The 15,967-nt window shown below is 34.9% G+C and carries 14 protein-coding genes; 11 read left to right on the top strand and 3 right to left on the bottom strand.

The window, feature by feature from the left end; translation table 11 throughout:
• Positions 1–474: 474 nt before the first annotated feature.
• Positions 475–2,802, top strand: coding sequence for an endopeptidase La (gene lon, locus NYE52_RS15450; RefSeq protein WP_341193898.1), 2,328 nt, complete (start codon positions 475–477; stop codon positions 2,800–2,802).
• The gene (gene yihA / locus NYE52_RS15445; protein ID WP_341193897.1) at positions 2,799–3,386 is read left to right on the top strand and encodes a ribosome biogenesis GTP-binding protein YihA/YsxC; all 588 of its coding nucleotides are present in this window, start codon (positions 2,799–2,801) and stop codon (positions 3,384–3,386) included. Before lon ends, yihA begins: the two co-directional genes overlap by 4 nt.
• A gap of 193 nt (positions 3,387–3,579) precedes the next feature.
• Here yihA and NYE52_RS15440 read toward each other — a convergent pair whose 3' ends face one another.
• Complete coding sequence (locus NYE52_RS15440; protein WP_341193896.1) at positions 3,580–4,068, bottom strand: LiaI-LiaF-like domain-containing protein; 489 nt, start codon at positions 4,066–4,068, stop codon at positions 3,580–3,582.
• 373 nt (positions 4,069–4,441) lie between these two features.
• Between NYE52_RS15440 and hemA the strand changes: the two genes are divergently transcribed.
• From hemA to NYE52_RS15400, 8 genes are all read left to right on the top strand, one after another.
• Positions 4,442–5,797: a glutamyl-tRNA reductase gene (gene hemA / locus NYE52_RS15435; RefSeq protein WP_341193895.1), complete on the top strand. Its 1,356-nt coding sequence runs from the start codon at positions 4,442–4,444 to the stop codon at positions 5,795–5,797.
• Positions 5,798–6,006: 209 nt separating this feature from the next.
• The gene (locus NYE52_RS15430) at positions 6,007–6,828 is read left to right on the top strand and encodes a cytochrome c biogenesis protein (RefSeq protein ID WP_341193894.1); all 822 of its coding nucleotides are present in this window, start codon (positions 6,007–6,009) and stop codon (positions 6,826–6,828) included.
• A 41-nt stretch (positions 6,829–6,869) separates the two neighbouring features.
• On the top strand, positions 6,870–7,805 hold the full coding sequence (gene hemC / locus NYE52_RS15425) for a hydroxymethylbilane synthase (RefSeq protein ID WP_341193893.1): 936 nt from the start codon (positions 6,870–6,872) through the stop codon (positions 7,803–7,805).
• Complete coding sequence (locus NYE52_RS15420; RefSeq protein ID WP_341193892.1) at positions 7,798–8,586, top strand: uroporphyrinogen-III synthase; 789 nt, start codon at positions 7,798–7,800, stop codon at positions 8,584–8,586. Before hemC ends, NYE52_RS15420 begins: the two co-directional genes overlap by 8 nt.
• The gene (hemB, locus tag NYE52_RS15415) at positions 8,579–9,553 is read left to right on the top strand and encodes a porphobilinogen synthase (protein WP_341193891.1); all 975 of its coding nucleotides are present in this window, start codon (positions 8,579–8,581) and stop codon (positions 9,551–9,553) included. The genes NYE52_RS15420 and hemB overlap by 8 nt, the downstream gene beginning before the upstream one ends.
• Positions 9,554–9,566: 13 nt before the next feature.
• A complete protein-coding gene (hemL, locus tag NYE52_RS15410) occupies positions 9,567–10,856 on the top strand; it encodes a glutamate-1-semialdehyde 2,1-aminomutase (RefSeq protein ID WP_341193890.1) in 1,290 nt (429 codons plus the stop codon).
• A gap of 225 nt (positions 10,857–11,081) precedes the next feature.
• Positions 11,082–11,825, top strand: coding sequence for an ABC transporter ATP-binding protein (locus NYE52_RS15405; RefSeq protein WP_341193889.1), 744 nt, complete (start codon positions 11,082–11,084; stop codon positions 11,823–11,825).
• On the top strand, positions 11,822–12,574 hold the full coding sequence (locus NYE52_RS15400) for an ABC transporter permease (RefSeq protein ID WP_341193888.1): 753 nt from the start codon (positions 11,822–11,824) through the stop codon (positions 12,572–12,574). The genes NYE52_RS15405 and NYE52_RS15400 overlap by 4 nt, the downstream gene beginning before the upstream one ends.
• Before the next feature lie 28 nt (positions 12,575–12,602).
• Here the strand turns inward: NYE52_RS15400 and NYE52_RS15395 are convergent, their stop codons facing one another.
• Both NYE52_RS15395 and NYE52_RS15390 read right to left on the bottom strand, forming a co-directional pair.
• Positions 12,603–13,568 (bottom strand): ABC transporter substrate-binding protein, encoded by a 966-nt coding sequence (locus NYE52_RS15395; RefSeq protein WP_341193887.1) that lies wholly within the window; start codon positions 13,566–13,568, stop codon positions 12,603–12,605.
• A 10-nt stretch (positions 13,569–13,578) separates the two neighbouring features.
• Positions 13,579–14,328 (bottom strand): polysaccharide deacetylase family protein, encoded by a 750-nt coding sequence (locus NYE52_RS15390; RefSeq protein WP_341193886.1) that lies wholly within the window; start codon positions 14,326–14,328, stop codon positions 13,579–13,581.
• Between the two features lie 298 nt (positions 14,329–14,626).
• Here NYE52_RS15390 and spoVID point away from each other — a divergent pair, with 298 nt between their 5' ends.
• Positions 14,627–15,775, top strand: a complete 1,149-nt coding sequence (gene spoVID, locus NYE52_RS15385; protein ID WP_341193885.1) for a stage VI sporulation protein D — start codon at positions 14,627–14,629, stop codon at positions 15,773–15,775.
• Positions 15,776–15,967: the final 192 nt, after the last annotated feature.

Genomic DNA, 15,967 nt, shown 5'->3' with positions numbered 1-15,967 from the left:
ACCTATAATGTAATAAATGGATAAATTATTATATAATTAAAGTAGAGAAGAATACTTGTTGAGGATTTACTTTTTGTTTGTTATCAAAAGAATGGATAGTCGAGTATCAGGGTGCGGGTATAGCAAAAAAAACTTTTTAAATAGCCTCCTTTTTGAATGGAAACCACTTAAAAAAGCCATTTTATAAAGGAGGGTTTATTTTACATCATCATTTATTATTTGAAAACAATTTTCCTAACCATGTATTTCTACATTTGGAAAATATCATGTAGGTTAGGCTGAGGGAAAAAGTGGAAAATAAAAGTAGTTCTATTTTTACTGCATGTCTAATAACTCTAGTTAATAGACACATTTTCATAAATGAGATAGAATTGTACAAAGCATTAGACTGCAAAGGATGCCTATTAATGGTGATATGATTTGGAAATAGGCGATAAATGGTAAAGGATTTTTTAAAGCTGGAGGTGCAACGTCATGGAGGAAAATAAAAAAACAATAGTCCCCCTCCTGCCGCTTCGAGGATTACTGGTTTATCCAACGATGGTACTTCATTTAGATGTGGGTCGTGATAAGTCAGTGCAGGCACTCGAAAAAGCAATGGTAGAAGACCATTTGATTTTTCTTACAATGCAAAAAGATATGGATATAGACGAACCTGAAGAAGAGGATCTATATAAAATTGGAACATTAACAAAAGTAAAACAGATGTTAAAGTTACCAAATGGAACAATAAGAGTACTCGTTGAAGGGGTACAAAGAGCAAAGCTGGAAGAGTTAATGGAGGAAGATGGATATTTTGCAGCAAGTCTACACCTTTATGAAGAAGAAACTTCAAAAGATGTGGAAGATGAAGCATTAATGAGAACGATGTTACAATATTTTGAGCAATACATAAAAATTTCTAAAAAAATATCCCATGAAACATATGCAACAGTTTCTGATATGGAAGAGCCTGGCAGAATGGCGGATATTATTGCTTCCCATTTACCAATTAAATTAAAAGAAAAACAGCATATTTTAGAAACATTAAATAATAAACAGAGAATGAATTATGTCATTGATATCATTCAAAACGAAAAAGAAGTATTAAACCTAGAAAAGAAAATTGGGCAGCGCGTAAAGAAATCAATGGAAAGAACGCAGAAGGAATACTATTTACGCGAACAAATGAAAGCTATTCAAAAAGAATTAGGCGATAAAGATGGAAAAAGTGGTGAAGTAAGTACACTGCTTGATAAAATTGAAGAATCTGGAATGCCAGAACATGTAAAAGCAACTGCATTAAAGGAATTAGATCGTTATGAAAAAATTCCTTCTACATCTGCAGAAAGCTCTGTTATCCGCAATTATATTGATTGGCTGCTTGCTTTACCATGGACAAATGCAACAGAAGATGATTTGGATCTTCTGAAAGCGGAGAAAATCTTGAACGAAGACCATCATGGCCTTGAAAAGGTTAAAGAAAGAGTATTGGAATATTTAGCTGTTCAAAAACTAACAAATTCCTTGAAGGGACCAATTCTTTGTCTTGCAGGACCTCCAGGAGTTGGGAAAACAAGTCTAGCCCGATCAATTGCCCGCTCTTTAAATCGTAATTTTGTCCGCATCTCTTTAGGTGGTGTGCGTGATGAATCCGAAATTAGAGGCCATAGACGAACTTATGTAGGAGCGATGCCTGGAAGAATTATTCAAGGCATGAAAAAGGCAGAAACAATTAATCCTGTATTTTTGTTAGATGAAATTGATAAAATGTCCAATGACTTTCGAGGGGATCCTTCTTCTGCAATGCTAGAGGTACTTGATCCTGAGCAAAATCATAATTTTAGCGATCATTATATTGAAGAGACATATGATTTGTCGAAGGTTATGTTTATTGCAACTGCCAATAATTTGTCTACCATTCCGGGACCGTTACGTGATAGAATGGAGATTATCTCTATTGCTGGATATACAGAAATAGAGAAAATTCATATTTCGAAAGATCATCTTTTGCCTAAACAAATTAAAGACCATGGATTATCTAAATCCCAGCTTCAAATTAGAGAAGATGGGATCCAAAAAATTGTCCGTTTATATACAAGAGAAGCAGGAGTTCGTACTTTAGAAAGACAATTAGCAACCATTTGTCGTAAGACTGCCAGAATGATTGTTACAAGTGAAAAGAAAAAAGTAGTTATAACTGCTAAAAATGTAGAGGATTTTCTTGGTAAACCAATTTTTCATTTTGGTCAGGCAGAAGAAGAGGATCAAGTGGGGGTTGCAACTGGTCTTGCTTATACGACAGTTGGGGGAGATACTTTACAAATTGAAGTCTCTTTGGCGCCAGGAAAAGGCAAATTAGTCTTGACCGGAAAATTAGGTGATGTCATGAAGGAATCTGCTCAGGCGGCATTTAGCTATATACGTTCCAAATCAGAAGAGCTAGGAATTGACCCGAATTTCCATGAGAAATATGATATTCATATCCATGTCCCAGAAGGTGCAGTACCGAAAGATGGTCCATCAGCAGGGATTACAATGGTTACTGCTCTTGTGTCTGCTCTTTCTGGCAAACCAATTAAGAAAGAAGTAGGAATGACAGGAGAGGTCACGCTTCGAGGCAGGGTTCTACCTATTGGTGGATTGAAAGAAAAATCCCTTGGTGCACATCGTGCTGGTTTAAAAACCATTATCATTCCCAAAGATAATGCTAAGGATATCGATGATGTTCCTGAAAGTGTAAGAGAAGAACTAGACTTTATTCTAGTTTCACATGTAGATGAAGTATTAAAACACGCGTTGAACGGAAGTGTAAATCTTTGAAAGTAAATCAAGCAGAAATTGTAATTAGTGCCGTAAAACCAAGTCAATATCCAGAAGGAAATCTACCAGAATTTGCGTTGGCTGGAAGATCAAATGTTGGAAAATCATCCTTTATTAATCGCATGCTTGGACGAAAAGCGTTAGCTCGCATTTCGTCCAAACCAGGAAAAACACAAACATTAAATTTTTATTTAATTAATGAAGTACTACATTTTGTTGATGTACCTGGTTATGGCTATGCAAAAGTTTCGAAGAAAGAAAGAGAAGCTTGGGGAAAAATGCTTGAAACGTATTTTACCTCAAGAGAACAATTAAAAGCAGTTGTCTTAATTACAGACCTTCGCCATCCGCCAACTGCAGACGATATTTTAATGTACGACTTCTTGAAGCATTACGGAATACCATGTGTAGTAATCGCTACTAAGGCGGATAAAATATCAAAATCCCAATGGCAAAAACATTTAAAAGTTACAAAAGAAACATTAGGACTAAGCGCAGAAGATTACTTAATCTTATTCTCATCCGAAACAGGAGAAGGAAAAGATAAAGTTTGGTCCCTGCTAGAGCATTTAGCAAATAAATAAAAAAATCGACTCATATCACCTAGCTAGCATTAGTTAGTTGAAAAGTGAGTCGATTTTTTTATATGTGTATAGATGAAAAAATATAGATTTAACTTACAGGCACGAGGAGGCTCGACGCTCGCTCCACTGAAAGCGAAGTGTTTTAAGGTTTTGAGTTATGATTGAAGACACCTTCCATTTTGTATTAACACCTTTATTTCCTCTTTTTTGAAACTAAATAATATCCCCCAACAATAATGAATAAAATAGGTATCAAGTTATTTAATGTATGTGGACTAATCTTTAAGAATGTTAGCGAGCCAAGAATCTCTTGATAGAAAAGCAAAAGAACAGCTAACAAAAGAAAGAGAAGACCATTCAACATGCCCTGACCCATTTTCTGATTTTGAAGAATAAAACCAAGAGCAATGATTAAAATAAAGGTTCCCGTGTGATCCGGCCAGATAGCAAGCTTATTCACTAAGTGAAAATGCAAGCCAAAACCAGTTAAAATCACACCAGGTAAAATGACACCATAATCTTTTCCTCCATAGCCTTGAAACAGAAATGATATCCCTATAATGATTAATAGGGTTGGCCAAGTATAGAGATTGGGTAGAATAGTAATATTAAATTCTTTTAAGATGAAATAAAATCCAAAACCAATTAGTACGATGCCGGAGAACCATTTTTGTGTTTTCATTATTTCCTCCACTTCCAAAAAACTAAGCTTGAATACATAGAAGATTTTTGTTACTGTACAATGAGTAAAGTACTATATTGTACGAAAAAATAACGTTGCTAAGATAATTTTGCAAAAGAAGTATAAACTATTACTAGGAAGTAACGTAAGTATAAATCTTTTACTATTATCAATACTATATCTTACCATATCAATTCACAATTTGTTCACATTTATAAGGCAAATTGTTACCCATTTTTATAATGATTTTGTTATAATAACTACATGTTAATAATAATTATAAATTAATCTGATTATATAAATGGTATATTACAAGGTTTTTTTATCAAGAGCTAGGATGAACTTACTTATTTTTGGGGGTGTCAATAGATAAATGCATATAGTAGTTGTCGGACTAAATTTTAAAACGGCCCCAGTTGAAATTCGTGAACGTTTAACATTTGATTCAGAGCAAATAGGGGAAGCTATGAATCAATTACAAAATAAAAAAAGTATATTAGAAAATGTTATTGTATCTACGTGCAATCGTACAGAAATTTATGCAGTCGTTGATCAGCTACACACTGGTCGTTATTATATTAAACAATTTTTAGCAGAATGGTTTCAATTGGAACAAGATGAATTTGTTCCTTATTTATTTGTTTATGAACAAGATGGAGCTTTAAATCACTTATTCCAAGTTACTTGTGGTTTAAATTCCATGGTTGTTGGAGAAACACAGATTCTTGGACAAATTCGCTCTAGCTTTTTAACGGCACAATCAATTAAGTCGACTGGGTCTGTGTTTAATCAGTTGTTTAAGCAAGCCATTACATTGGCAAAAAGAGCTCATACAGAAACAGAGATTGGTGCTAATGCTGTTTCTGTAAGTTATGCTGCAGTAGAATTGGCAAAAAAAATATTTGGTACGTTGCAAAATAAAAGTGTTCTTATATTAGGTGCGGGAAAAATGGGCGAGCTTGCTATCCAGAATTTGTATAGCAATGGTGCGAAAAACGTAACTGTGATAAATCGCACATTTGAAAAGGCCGAGACACTTGCGCATCGTTTTGAAGGGCAAGCAAAACCAATGAATGAGCTACAATGTGCATTAATTGATGCAGATATCGTAATTAGTTCTACTGGATCTAATACATTTGTTATTACAAAGGCAATGATGAAAGCAGTTGAAAAAATCCGTAAAGGGAATCCGCTATTTATGGTTGATATTGCTGTTCCTCGTGATTTAGATCCTGAAATTGCTGAATTAGATAGTGTATTTCTTTATGATATTGATGATTTGGAAGGAATTGTAGAAGCAAATCTCCAAGAACGTCAAAAAGAAGCTGAAAAAATTATGCTTATGATAGAGGCAGAAATTATGGAGTTCAATCAATGGCTACATTTATTAGGTGTGGTACCAGTTATTTCTGCCCTTCGCGAAAAGGCGCTTGCTATACAAAGTGAAACAATGAAAAGTCTAGACAGAAAGCTCCCTCATTTAAGTGAACGAGAGAGAAAGATTTTAAATAAGCATACAAAAAGTATTGTGAATCAAATGCTAAAGGATCCTATTCTTCAAGCTAAGGAATTAGCAGCTCTTCCTGACGCAGACCGCTCCATGCAATTGTTTATGAAAATCTTCAATTTAGAAGCCGATGCGCTAAATGAATCAAATGACTTGGCAAGGGAAGAAGAAAAAGAAAAAGAAGCTTTTTCTCCAATTGCACAGCCATCCATTCAAATATAATTATTTATTAAAAGCTAAAATGCTTCATACTCCTTTTGAACGGAAAGTCTGATTCTTTTTGTTGAACCATCCGAGTATAAAAAAACGCTTGGATGGTAGTTTCACTTTTCTTTCCATAGGTTAAAATAATGTTGGGGATAAAGAAATTAAAGCCATATTAAGTTTTATAAGACTTGGTATAAGGATTTTTTTTCGAAGGGGAAGCGTTTATGCAGGATATTTTTATGACTAGACTTCATGAATTCACGATTATTCTTTATGCGTTATCTGTGCTATTTTATTTTTTTGATTTTATGCATAATAACCAGAGAGCAAATCGAATAGCTTTCTGGTTACTTTTATTTGTCTGGGTTTTACAATCATCCTTTTTAATCATTTATATTGTAGAGATGCAACGGTTTCCGATTCTAACAATCATAGAAGGACTTTACTTTTACTCATGGATATTGGTTATCTTTTCGCTGGTGATAAATAAGTGGTTGAAAATTGATTTTATTGTTTTTTTTACCAATGTCCTTGGATTTGCTATCATGGCCATCCATACATTTGCCCCTGCACGTGATTCTGCACTACATGCAGAGCAAGTTGTTTCAGAGTTATTATTTATTCATGTGACTGCAGCAATATTAGCTTATGGAATGTTTACCATTTCTTTTATTTTTTCTGTCCTTTATTGCATACAATATGATTTATTAAAAAAGAAAAAATGGGGAAAGCGCGTAATGCGGATTGCAGATTTAGCAAAATTAGAACATATAGCTTACCTATTAAGCGTCTTTGGTGTACCATTGTTATTAATTGGATTAATACTTGGTATTCAATGGGCGATTATTCAAAGACCAGATTTTCATTGGTATGATCCGAAAATTATTAGCTCTTTTATCGTGCTATTCATCTATAGTTGTTTTTTGTATTTACGTGTTTCACAAAGATTAAGAGGAAAAAATATTGCTCTCTTAAATATCGCTAGTTTTTTTATCATGCTAATTAATTTTTTTTTAGTAGGCAATTTTTCAAACTTTCATTATTAAATGAAGACTACATAACGGAATGAATGTTGGAGGTACTATTTATGCGTAAAATAATTGTTGGATCAAGGAAAAGTAAGCTAGCTATTACTCAAACAAATTGGGTAATTAATCAGCTTAAGAAATTAGATTCTTCCTTTGAATTTGAAGTAAAGGAAGTAGTGACAAAAGGTGATGTGGTTCTAGATGTCACTTTGTCCAAGGTTGGCGGCAAAGGACTATTTGTTAAAGAAATAGAACAGAGTATGCTAGATAAAGAAATTGATATTGCAGTCCACAGTATGAAAGATATGCCTGCTGAACTTCCGAAGGGATTAACAATTGGATGTATTCCAGAGCGTGAGGATTATCGAGATGCTTTAATCAGTAAGAATCATATTCCTTTAAAAGATCTAAGAGAAGGTGCGATTGTTGGGACAAGCAGTTTACGTAGAGGTGCTCAATTGCTTGCTGTTAGACCAGATCTGGAAATTAAGTGGATTCGCGGAAATATTGATACACGTCTTAACAAGCTTGAAACAGAAGAATATGACGCCATTATCTTAGCTGCTGCTGGATTAGCAAGAATGGGATGGACAAGCGACGTAGTCACAGAATTTCTAGAGCCAGAAGTATGCTTACCTGCAGTAGGGCAAGGTGCGCTTGCTATTGAATGTCGAGAAGATGATAAAGAAGTGTTAGAGCTTCTAAGTAAGTTATCTGATCAGAATACGACTCGCACAGTATACGCAGAAAGAGCATTTTTGAAACGAATGGAAGGTGGCTGTCAAGTTCCAATCGCAGGATTTGCACAAGTAAAAGAAGAAGAAGTGGCTTTAACGGCATTAGTCATTTCACCTGATGGGAAACAAATCTACAAGGAAGAAGTTTTAGGTAAAAATCCTGTAGAAGTTGGGGAACAAGCGGCAGCGATTTTAACAGAGAAGGGTGCGAAAGCATTGATTGATCAGTTAAAAGAGGACAATATTATAGATGGCTAATCTGCTGCTTGGGAAAAAAATTCTCGTTCCCCGCTCAAAAAAACAAGCGAGTGTGCTATCCAAGAAAATTTCTGACTTAGGTGGAATTCCTATTGAAGTACCGCTAATTGCGTTCCGAGAAAAACAACTTCTTGATGAAGTGATTGAATCATTAAAGCAACAAGCTTTTGATTGGCTTGTCTTTACTAGTTACAATGGAGTTGCGGCTTTTTTTGAAGAATTAAAAAGATTAGATATTGTTCTTACTGCGAAAATCGCAGTAATTGGTGAAAAAACGAAGACTACTGTTTCTTATTATGGATATCAGGCTGATTTTATTCCCTCAGAATATGTTGCCGAACAGTTTGTCGAAGAGTTTGTTTCTAATCTTGAAAAAGGTCAGCAAATACTGCTTGTAAAAGGAAATAGGTCAAGAGAATACTTAGCTGAGGAATTGAAAGAAGCGGGCTTTCAAGTGAAGGAAGCTGTATTATATGAAACGTATTTTCCGAATGAAAGCGAAGAACTGCTTGTGGAGGAATTAAATAAAAATGATTTAGATGTATTGCTTTTTACTAGTTCTTCCACGGCACACCATTTTATGCAAATTATTAATAAATATCATTTAGTAGATAAACTTGGAGATTGTATGGTCTTTAGTATAGGACCGATAACGACTGAAACATTGGAAAACTATGGATTACATGTAACGCTTACAGCAAAGCCATATACGACAGAAAGTATTCTAAATCATTTAGTGCAGTACTTAACAAATGAACATGGGGGTAAGAAACATGGTTGAATTTAAACGTCACCGCAGATTAAGACAATCAGCAAATATGAGAGCATTAGTACGGGAAACATATGTACATGTCGATGATTTAATCTATCCGTTGTTTATTACGGAAGAAGATAATGTAAAGAGTGAGATTTCCTCTATGCCTGGAATTTATCAATTTTCGATTGACCGTTTGAAAGAAGAAATGGATGAAGTTCAAGCGTTAGGAATTAAATCGGTATTATTATTCGGAATTCCAAAGGCAAAAGATGAATGTGGAACACAAGCATTCCATGATCATGGAATTGTTCAAGAAGGAATTAAGTATATAAAAGCAAACTATCCTGAAATGATTGTTATAGCAGATACATGTTTATGTGAGTATACTAGCCATGGTCATTGTGGCGTAATTGAAGCTGGACGAGTATTAAATGATGAGTCCTTAGAGTTGCTTGTGAAAGCAGCTATTAGCCAAGCGGCTGCAGGTGCAGATATTATTGCACCTTCTAATATGATGGATGGGTTTGTTGCTGCAATCAGAAAAGGATTGGATGAGGCTGGCTTCATTGATATTCCGATAATGAGTTATGGTGTGAAATATGCATCTGCTTTTTATGGCCCATTCCGAGAAGCTGCTGATAGTACTCCACAATTTGGAGATCGTAAAGCCTATCAAATGGATCCAGCAAATCGTCTTGAAGCATTTAGAGAAGCGGAAAGTGACGTAGCAGAAGGTGCAGATTTTCTTATTGTAAAGCCTGGTCTGCCATATCTTGATATCGTTCGAGATATGAAAAATAAATGGAATTTGCCGATTGTTACCTATAATGTTAGTGGTGAATACAGCATGGTGAAAGCGGCAGCGCAAAATGGCTGGATTGATGAAGAGAGAATAATTATGGAAACAATGATTAGCATGAAACGTGCTGGAGCAGATTTAATAATTACCTATTTTGCTAAAGATGTAGCACGTATGTTAAATGGACAATAAGGGAGGAAGTCATATGCGTTCTTATCAAAAATCGGAAGCTGCATATAAAGAAGCTGTAGAATTAATGCCTGGTGGCGTAAATAGCCCCGTTCGTGCTTTTAAATCGGTTAAAAGAAATCCTGTATTTATGGAATCTGGAAAAGGCTCTAAAATTTATGATATCGACGGCAATGAATACATTGATTATGTATTATCATGGGGCCCTCTTATTTTAGGACATGCTAATGATCAAGTAGTGGAGGGAATAAAGAAGGTTGCTGAAAAAGGAACTAGCTTTGGAGCACCAACGTTAATTGAAAACAAGCTTGCTGCTCTTGTGAAGGAACGTGTTCCTAGTATCGAAATCGTTCGCATGGTGTCGTCTGGTACAGAGGCTACTATGAGCGCGATTCGTTTAGCACGAGGATATACAGGCAGAAATAAAATTCTTAAATTTGAAGGATGCTACCATGGACATGGGGATTCCTTGCTTATTAAAGCTGGTTCAGGTGTAGCGACACTTGGTTTACCAGATAGCCCTGGAGTTCCAGAAAGTATAGCTGCGAATACGATTACCGTTGCATATAATGATTTAGAAAGTGTTAAATATGCATTTTCTACATATGGAGAAGATATTGCAGCTATTATTGCAGAGCCAGTTGCAGGAAATATGGGTGTTGTTCCACCGAAACCAGGATTTTTACAAGGCTTGCGTGATGTTACTTCAGAATACGGTGCTTTACTTATTTTTGATGAAGTAATGACAGGATTCCGAGTAGACTACGGTTGTGCACAAGGTTATTTTGGCATTACCCCAGATATTACTTGTTTAGGTAAAGTAATTGGAGGAGGCTTACCAGTTGGTGCATATGGCGGAAAAGCAGAAATTATGAATCAAATTGCGCCAAGCGGTCCTATTTATCAAGCAGGTACATTATCCGGTAACCCACTTGCAATGACAGCAGGATTTGAGACATTATCTCAATTAACAAAAGATACGTATCAAGAATTTATTCGAAAAGCGGATCGATTAGAAGAAGGCTTGAAAGAAGCGGCTATGAAATATGAAATTCCATTCACTGTAAATCGAGCTGGATCCATGATTGGTTTCTTTTTTACCAACGAAGATGTTAAAGATTATGAAAGTGCAAAAACGTCAAATCTAGATTACTTTGCTAGCTTTTATAACAGCATGTTAGAACAAGGAGTCTTTTTACCACCTTCTCAATTTGAAGGGATGTTCTTATCCACTGCATTAACAGATGATGATATTGAGCATACCATTCATGCAGCAGAACATGCATTTTCTACATTGAAAGCGTAAGTATTTTCTATAATTGTAAATTTAGATTAATGTAACGTTTTCCGGCAACCCATCTGAAAAGGGTTGTCGGTTTTTTATTTTGTATTTACGAAAAGTAGGTACTGTGAAATTTACAAGCTTTATTTTCTCTATTCGATTTACATAGAACTGTCGATTTTTTGCCACTTTATGAAGAGATTTAATATGGTATGATGCAACTAGCAAGAAGACAAGAAGGGATGCTCTATGGATTCATTTATAGAAATGAAGCAAGTTAGTTTTAGGTATGATAACAAACAAATCTTAAATAAGATTAATCTTACTTTAGAAAAGAGTCATTCATATGCATTAATTGGCAAGTCAGGAGTAGGGAAAAGTACACTTCTTCATATTTTGGCTGGTTTATTGAAAACAACCGAAGGAGAGGCTCAAATGAAAGGGAAACGAATCCAAAATCCGAGAAAGGATATTGGATTTATGTTTCAAGACTTAAGTCTTTTTCCTTGGTTACGGGTTTTCGATGCTATTTCCATGCCGTTAAAATTAGATAAAAGATGTACTAATCAGGAAATAAAGGAAAGAGTAACCGCGTTAATAAAAGAAGTCGGATTAAATGGGATGGAGCATAAATATCCAGAAGAGTTAAGTGGAGGACAAAAGCAAAGGGTTGCATTAGCTAGAACACTTATTAATGAACCGGATCTATTATTAATGGATGAACCAACTTCCACACTAGATGAAATGACAAAAGAACAAATTCAACAACTGATATTGGCGCAGATTCAACAAAGAAAAACGACCTTACTTTTTGTTACACATAATATAGAAGAGGCAGTATTTCTTGGGCAATATATTTTATTATTGCAAGAAAATGGTGAAATAGAGACATTAGCCAATCCGTTATTTGGAGTTGACAGAGCGAAAGACAATTTGTCCTTTTATCAAGCATGCATCGAAATTCGGAAAAGATTAGCGGCGGTACAAGCATGAAGCGATTTATCCGGAAAATCATTGGTAATCAACTGATTGTTGGTTTTATAAGTGTCAGTCTCTTTTGGTATATTGTCTATTTCCTCCTACAGTCTCATATCATTCCATCTCCCTACTTAACTACTGCGTATATGTGGAATGAAAAATATATATTGCTTTTGCATGCAGGGGCTAGTTTATGGAGAATTATGATTGCCCTTTTTATTTCTCTGTTAATAGGAATACCTTTGGGAATTGTTTTAGGGAAGAATAAGAGAATCAATACCTTATTATCTCCTTTTTTATATTATATATATCCTATTCCCAAAGTAGCATTTCTCCCGGTATTTATGATTTTGTATGGACTTGGAAATCAATCGAAAATCATGCTGATCATTTGGATTATTGTTTTCCAAATTATTTTATCGGTCAGAGATGGGGTTCTGCAAATACCGTCAGGCTACTACAAAGTAATGCAAGGATTCCGAGCCCCAATTTATCAGCAATTAATCTATTTAATTTTCCCAGCAGTGCTTCCATCGTTATTTACTGGAATAAGAATCAGTATAGGCATTAGTTTAGCGACCTTATTTTTTGCGGAAAATTATGCAACAACATATGGAGTTGGCTACTATATTATTAGTGCATGGACAAAAATGAATTACGAAGAAATGTTTGCAGGAATTGTAACTTTAGGATGTATAGGCTTATTGTTATTTATGTTATTAGATAAGATCGAATCGAAAGTTACACCTTGGAATAATAAATAAGAAGCTGGGACGTGTCCCAGCTTCTTATTTAATTTGGTAAAAAAGTGAAGTCTGTTAACTCTTCATAGGAATATATTTTTGTGATTTGACCTTTATCTTTTGTCCATTGAACAATGGAATCAAAGGAATCCTTCGGAACGACATTTGCATAAGGAAAGCTTTCCTTTGTAGCTAAATACTTGCTCATTGCATCAGGGAACTGATATTTTGTTAATATATCGCCGTATTCTTCTGCCTTTGTAGTATTCATATAATCAATGGCTTTATTATAAGCTTTATAAAACGCTTTGATATCTGCTGGTTTAGAGGAAATTATTTCTTCTGAAAATAGAATTGTTCCTCCTTTGATGCTTGCTTCTGTTGAGCTTCCTAAAAGGTTGGCTCCTTGGCTAACTAGCATGCTAGCCTGTGGTTCAGTAAAGACAACTCCATCCACTTTGTCAGCAATAAGTGCCTCTGCTCTACCAGAAAATGAAGGGATTTCAACTATATTGTATGTGAAATCTTCTTTAGCTGCGAAGTCATCCATGATATATTCCAAAATAAAGTTTGGTACCAGTGAAATATTTTTACCATTTAACTCTTTCATTTTTGTAATGCCTGAATTAGGAGAAGAAAGTATTTTAAAGTCTTCACTTATATCTGAAGTAATCTTCATCTTTATTCCATTCTCCATAAATGCTGCTGCTGTCATTACATCTGCGATAGTACCATCTAATTCATTTGCTTGAATGGCAACATTTCGGTCAGTTGGAGCTGAAAATGCCTTTATAGACACATTTACTCCTTCTTTATCAAAGTATCCATTTTCCTTCGCCAAAATAATTGGTATCGCTGATTCTGCTGGCAATATGCCAATGGCTAGTTCTTCTCCTGATGGTTTATCAGAATTGTTCGTGTCTATATTATCTGATTTTGTGGTGGTAGTCTTTCCACAGGCAGCAGTATATAAAACAAATAATAATAATATTGAAAGTGTAATAATTTTTTTCATCATTTTTCTCCTAGCATGTTACCGTTTTTTTGAATGTCTCTAAATCCATTAAATAGGGAATAGCATTACGCTTTAGTAAAAGGGAATCTGTTTGTTTATCATTGTGACCATTTTCACAAGTGAAGGCGAGTTTAAATCCTTTTTCTTTCAAAGTGATAACATTGGATTCTAGGAATAGACCAAATGGATAGGCAAACACGTTTTTATGTTTGATTAACGAATTTTTATTGCATTCATCTAAATCATTAGCAAAATCTTCTTTACTCGCTGTCATTAATAAGCTTAGTGAATCACTTGTTCGAACATGCATCAAATGTGTGTGATTTGCATATTCAAAAACATCCGACATTTCTTCAAGATCCTTTGCAGTTAAACAGACAGATTTTTCTTTTTTAAACTTACTTTTACTATCATGTAGCCAGCCAGTTACAACAAACGCAGTCGCATGAAATTGATATTTTTTTAGAATTGGATAGGCAAATTCCTTTATGGATTGAAAGCAGTCATCGAATGTAAGTAATACAGATCTTTCTGGTAAGGAATTTCCTTCGTAATAGGCTTTAACTTCATCCAAGGTTAAAGCGTGAAAATCATTGTTAAATAGATATTCCATTTGCTGTTCGAATTTTTCCAGCGTAATGAAAAGAGGGGAAGGCAAGAAGTCATTATATTCCTGTTTCACATCGATTGGATGCTGTTCGGATGCTTGAAAATCTTCTCCCTTTCTTATTTCGTGATACATTAGCACAGAAAAAGCCATTATAAAACCTCCTTTGATTAAAATTGTCTACATTTACAATTTAATTCATTGTGTTATCTTACAAAATCTCTTTTATTATATAAGACCTTATGTGAAAAAAAAGGCAGGAAAAGCAAATAGTTTTAACAATTTGGTGTATGAATTCAGAAAAATGAGTTTTTTTGACTCGGTTCTTTTAAATTTCATTCCTCTTTAAGGCAAACAAATGAAAGAAATATTCATAAAGTGTTACAGACAATCATAAGTTTTTAAAGACAATAGTGATATATACGTGAAAGGAATGAGAGGAGGAGTCGCTTTGTCTCAAGAGAATTCGTCTATTTTACGGTTTTCGCTGGAAGAGTCAGTTTGGTTTCAAAAAGGACAGGAAGTAGCAGATCTGCTTTCTATTTCGCTTGATCCCAATATAACAATCCAAGAGAACGATCAGTATATTATCATTCAAGGCTCTTTAGAGCTAAGTGGTGAGTACAAGCGCTACAATGAGGGGGAGCAAGAAGAGGATGCTTTTAAGGCTCCTAAATTAATTCATTCTGTAATGGAAAGAGAAGAAGGGGTATGTGAATTTTTGCATCATTTCCCTGTGGATATTACGATTCCCCTTGCAAGAGTAACAAGTCTTGATGATGTGGAAATTGAAATTGATACTTTTGATTATGTCTTTCCAGAAAGAAGCTGTTTAAATTTAACCGCAGATTTAACTATTTCAGGTCTTGCTTCTGAGGAAGAAGAGGAAGTAGAAGAAGAGGAAGTAGAAGAAGAATTAGAACTTGCATGGCGCAGTCCAGTGGAAGATGATGTAAATGATTCAATAGAAGAACCTGTGGAAATAGACGTTAGTCCATTCCAAAATGTTAATCCTTTATTAGAAGAGCAGAGAGAAGAACAGGAAGTAGAGGATGACATCTATTCTCCATTCGAATTAGAGGTTAGAAAGTCACCAGATGAAGAGGATGATTGGAGTACAAATGATCCTGAAAATGTACCATACTTTTCTGAGGCTTCTAGAGAAGAGGAAGTCACTCCTACAGAGCCAGAAATGAAGATTTCTTTATTCAGAAGTGAGGAAAGTGTGTATTCTGCCGAGGAAGTTTTTCAAAAGCCACAACAGGAATCTTCTTCTGAATCGAAAGAGGAGGAAGTTGTCCTTGAAGAAGAGGAACTGGAAGAATCATCATCATCTCCTAATGAGGAGCCTAAGAAGAAAAAAGGTCTATTTAGTAAAACAAAGTCCTTAACCTTTACAGAATTTTTTGCAAGAAAAGAAGAAGAGAAGCATACGAAAGTAAAGGTTTGTATTGTACAGCAAGGTGATACATTAGAAAAATTAAGTAATAGATATAATGTCAATATCCATACATTATTGAAAGAAAACAGAATGGAAGCGAATCAAGATGTCTATGAGGGGCAAGTTCTATATATTCCAGGAAACTTTATCGAGAATTAAGTGCAACTAATACAGCAAGCAGGGGGGCCTGCTTGACTGTTTTTTGACTTATTTCCACTGTTTTTGGAGGGGGAAAATCGATTAAAGTGTCATAGAGTTGAAAGGTATTATAATATCTTGACAGCAGCTCTATTTGGAAGCTGTTGATAAAATGCCCGATTTATTCAACTAACCATCTGTAGAAAAAAGGAG

The organism is Niallia sp. FSL W8-0635 (genome assembly GCF_038007965.1).
GTDB lineage: Bacteria > Bacillota > Bacilli > Bacillales > Cytobacillaceae > Niallia.
Note: the sequence above shows the minus strand (reverse complement) of the source record. Positions and strands in the feature narration are given on the sequence as shown.

What these genes read in the sequence shown, in the direction of transcription:
- lon (WP_341193898.1), top strand. Translation starts at nt 475, where the DNA reads ATGGAGGAAAATAAAAAAACAATAGTCCCCCTCCTGCCGCTTCGAGGA.
- NYE52_RS15440 (WP_341193896.1), bottom strand. Translation starts at nt 4,068, where the DNA reads ATGAAAACACAAAAATGGTTCTCCGGCATCGTACTAATTGGTTTTGGA.
- hemA (WP_341193895.1), top strand. Translation starts at nt 4,442, where the DNA reads ATGCATATAGTAGTTGTCGGACTAAATTTTAAAACGGCCCCAGTTGAA.
- NYE52_RS15430 (WP_341193894.1), top strand. Translation starts at nt 6,007, where the DNA reads ATGCAGGATATTTTTATGACTAGACTTCATGAATTCACGATTATTCTT.
- hemC (WP_341193893.1), top strand. Translation starts at nt 6,870, where the DNA reads ATGCGTAAAATAATTGTTGGATCAAGGAAAAGTAAGCTAGCTATTACT.
- NYE52_RS15420 (WP_341193892.1), top strand. Translation starts at nt 7,798, where the DNA reads ATGGCTAATCTGCTGCTTGGGAAAAAAATTCTCGTTCCCCGCTCAAAA.
- hemB (WP_341193891.1), top strand. Translation starts at nt 8,579, where the DNA reads ATGGTTGAATTTAAACGTCACCGCAGATTAAGACAATCAGCAAATATG.
- hemL (WP_341193890.1), top strand. Translation starts at nt 9,567, where the DNA reads ATGCGTTCTTATCAAAAATCGGAAGCTGCATATAAAGAAGCTGTAGAA.
- NYE52_RS15405 (WP_341193889.1), top strand. Translation starts at nt 11,082, where the DNA reads ATGGATTCATTTATAGAAATGAAGCAAGTTAGTTTTAGGTATGATAAC.
- NYE52_RS15400 (WP_341193888.1), top strand. Translation starts at nt 11,822, where the DNA reads ATGAAGCGATTTATCCGGAAAATCATTGGTAATCAACTGATTGTTGGT.
- NYE52_RS15395 (WP_341193887.1), bottom strand. Translation starts at nt 13,568, where the DNA reads ATGAAAAAAATTATTACACTTTCAATATTATTATTATTTGTTTTATAT.
- NYE52_RS15390 (WP_341193886.1), bottom strand. Translation starts at nt 14,328, where the DNA reads ATGGCTTTTTCTGTGCTAATGTATCACGAAATAAGAAAGGGAGAAGAT.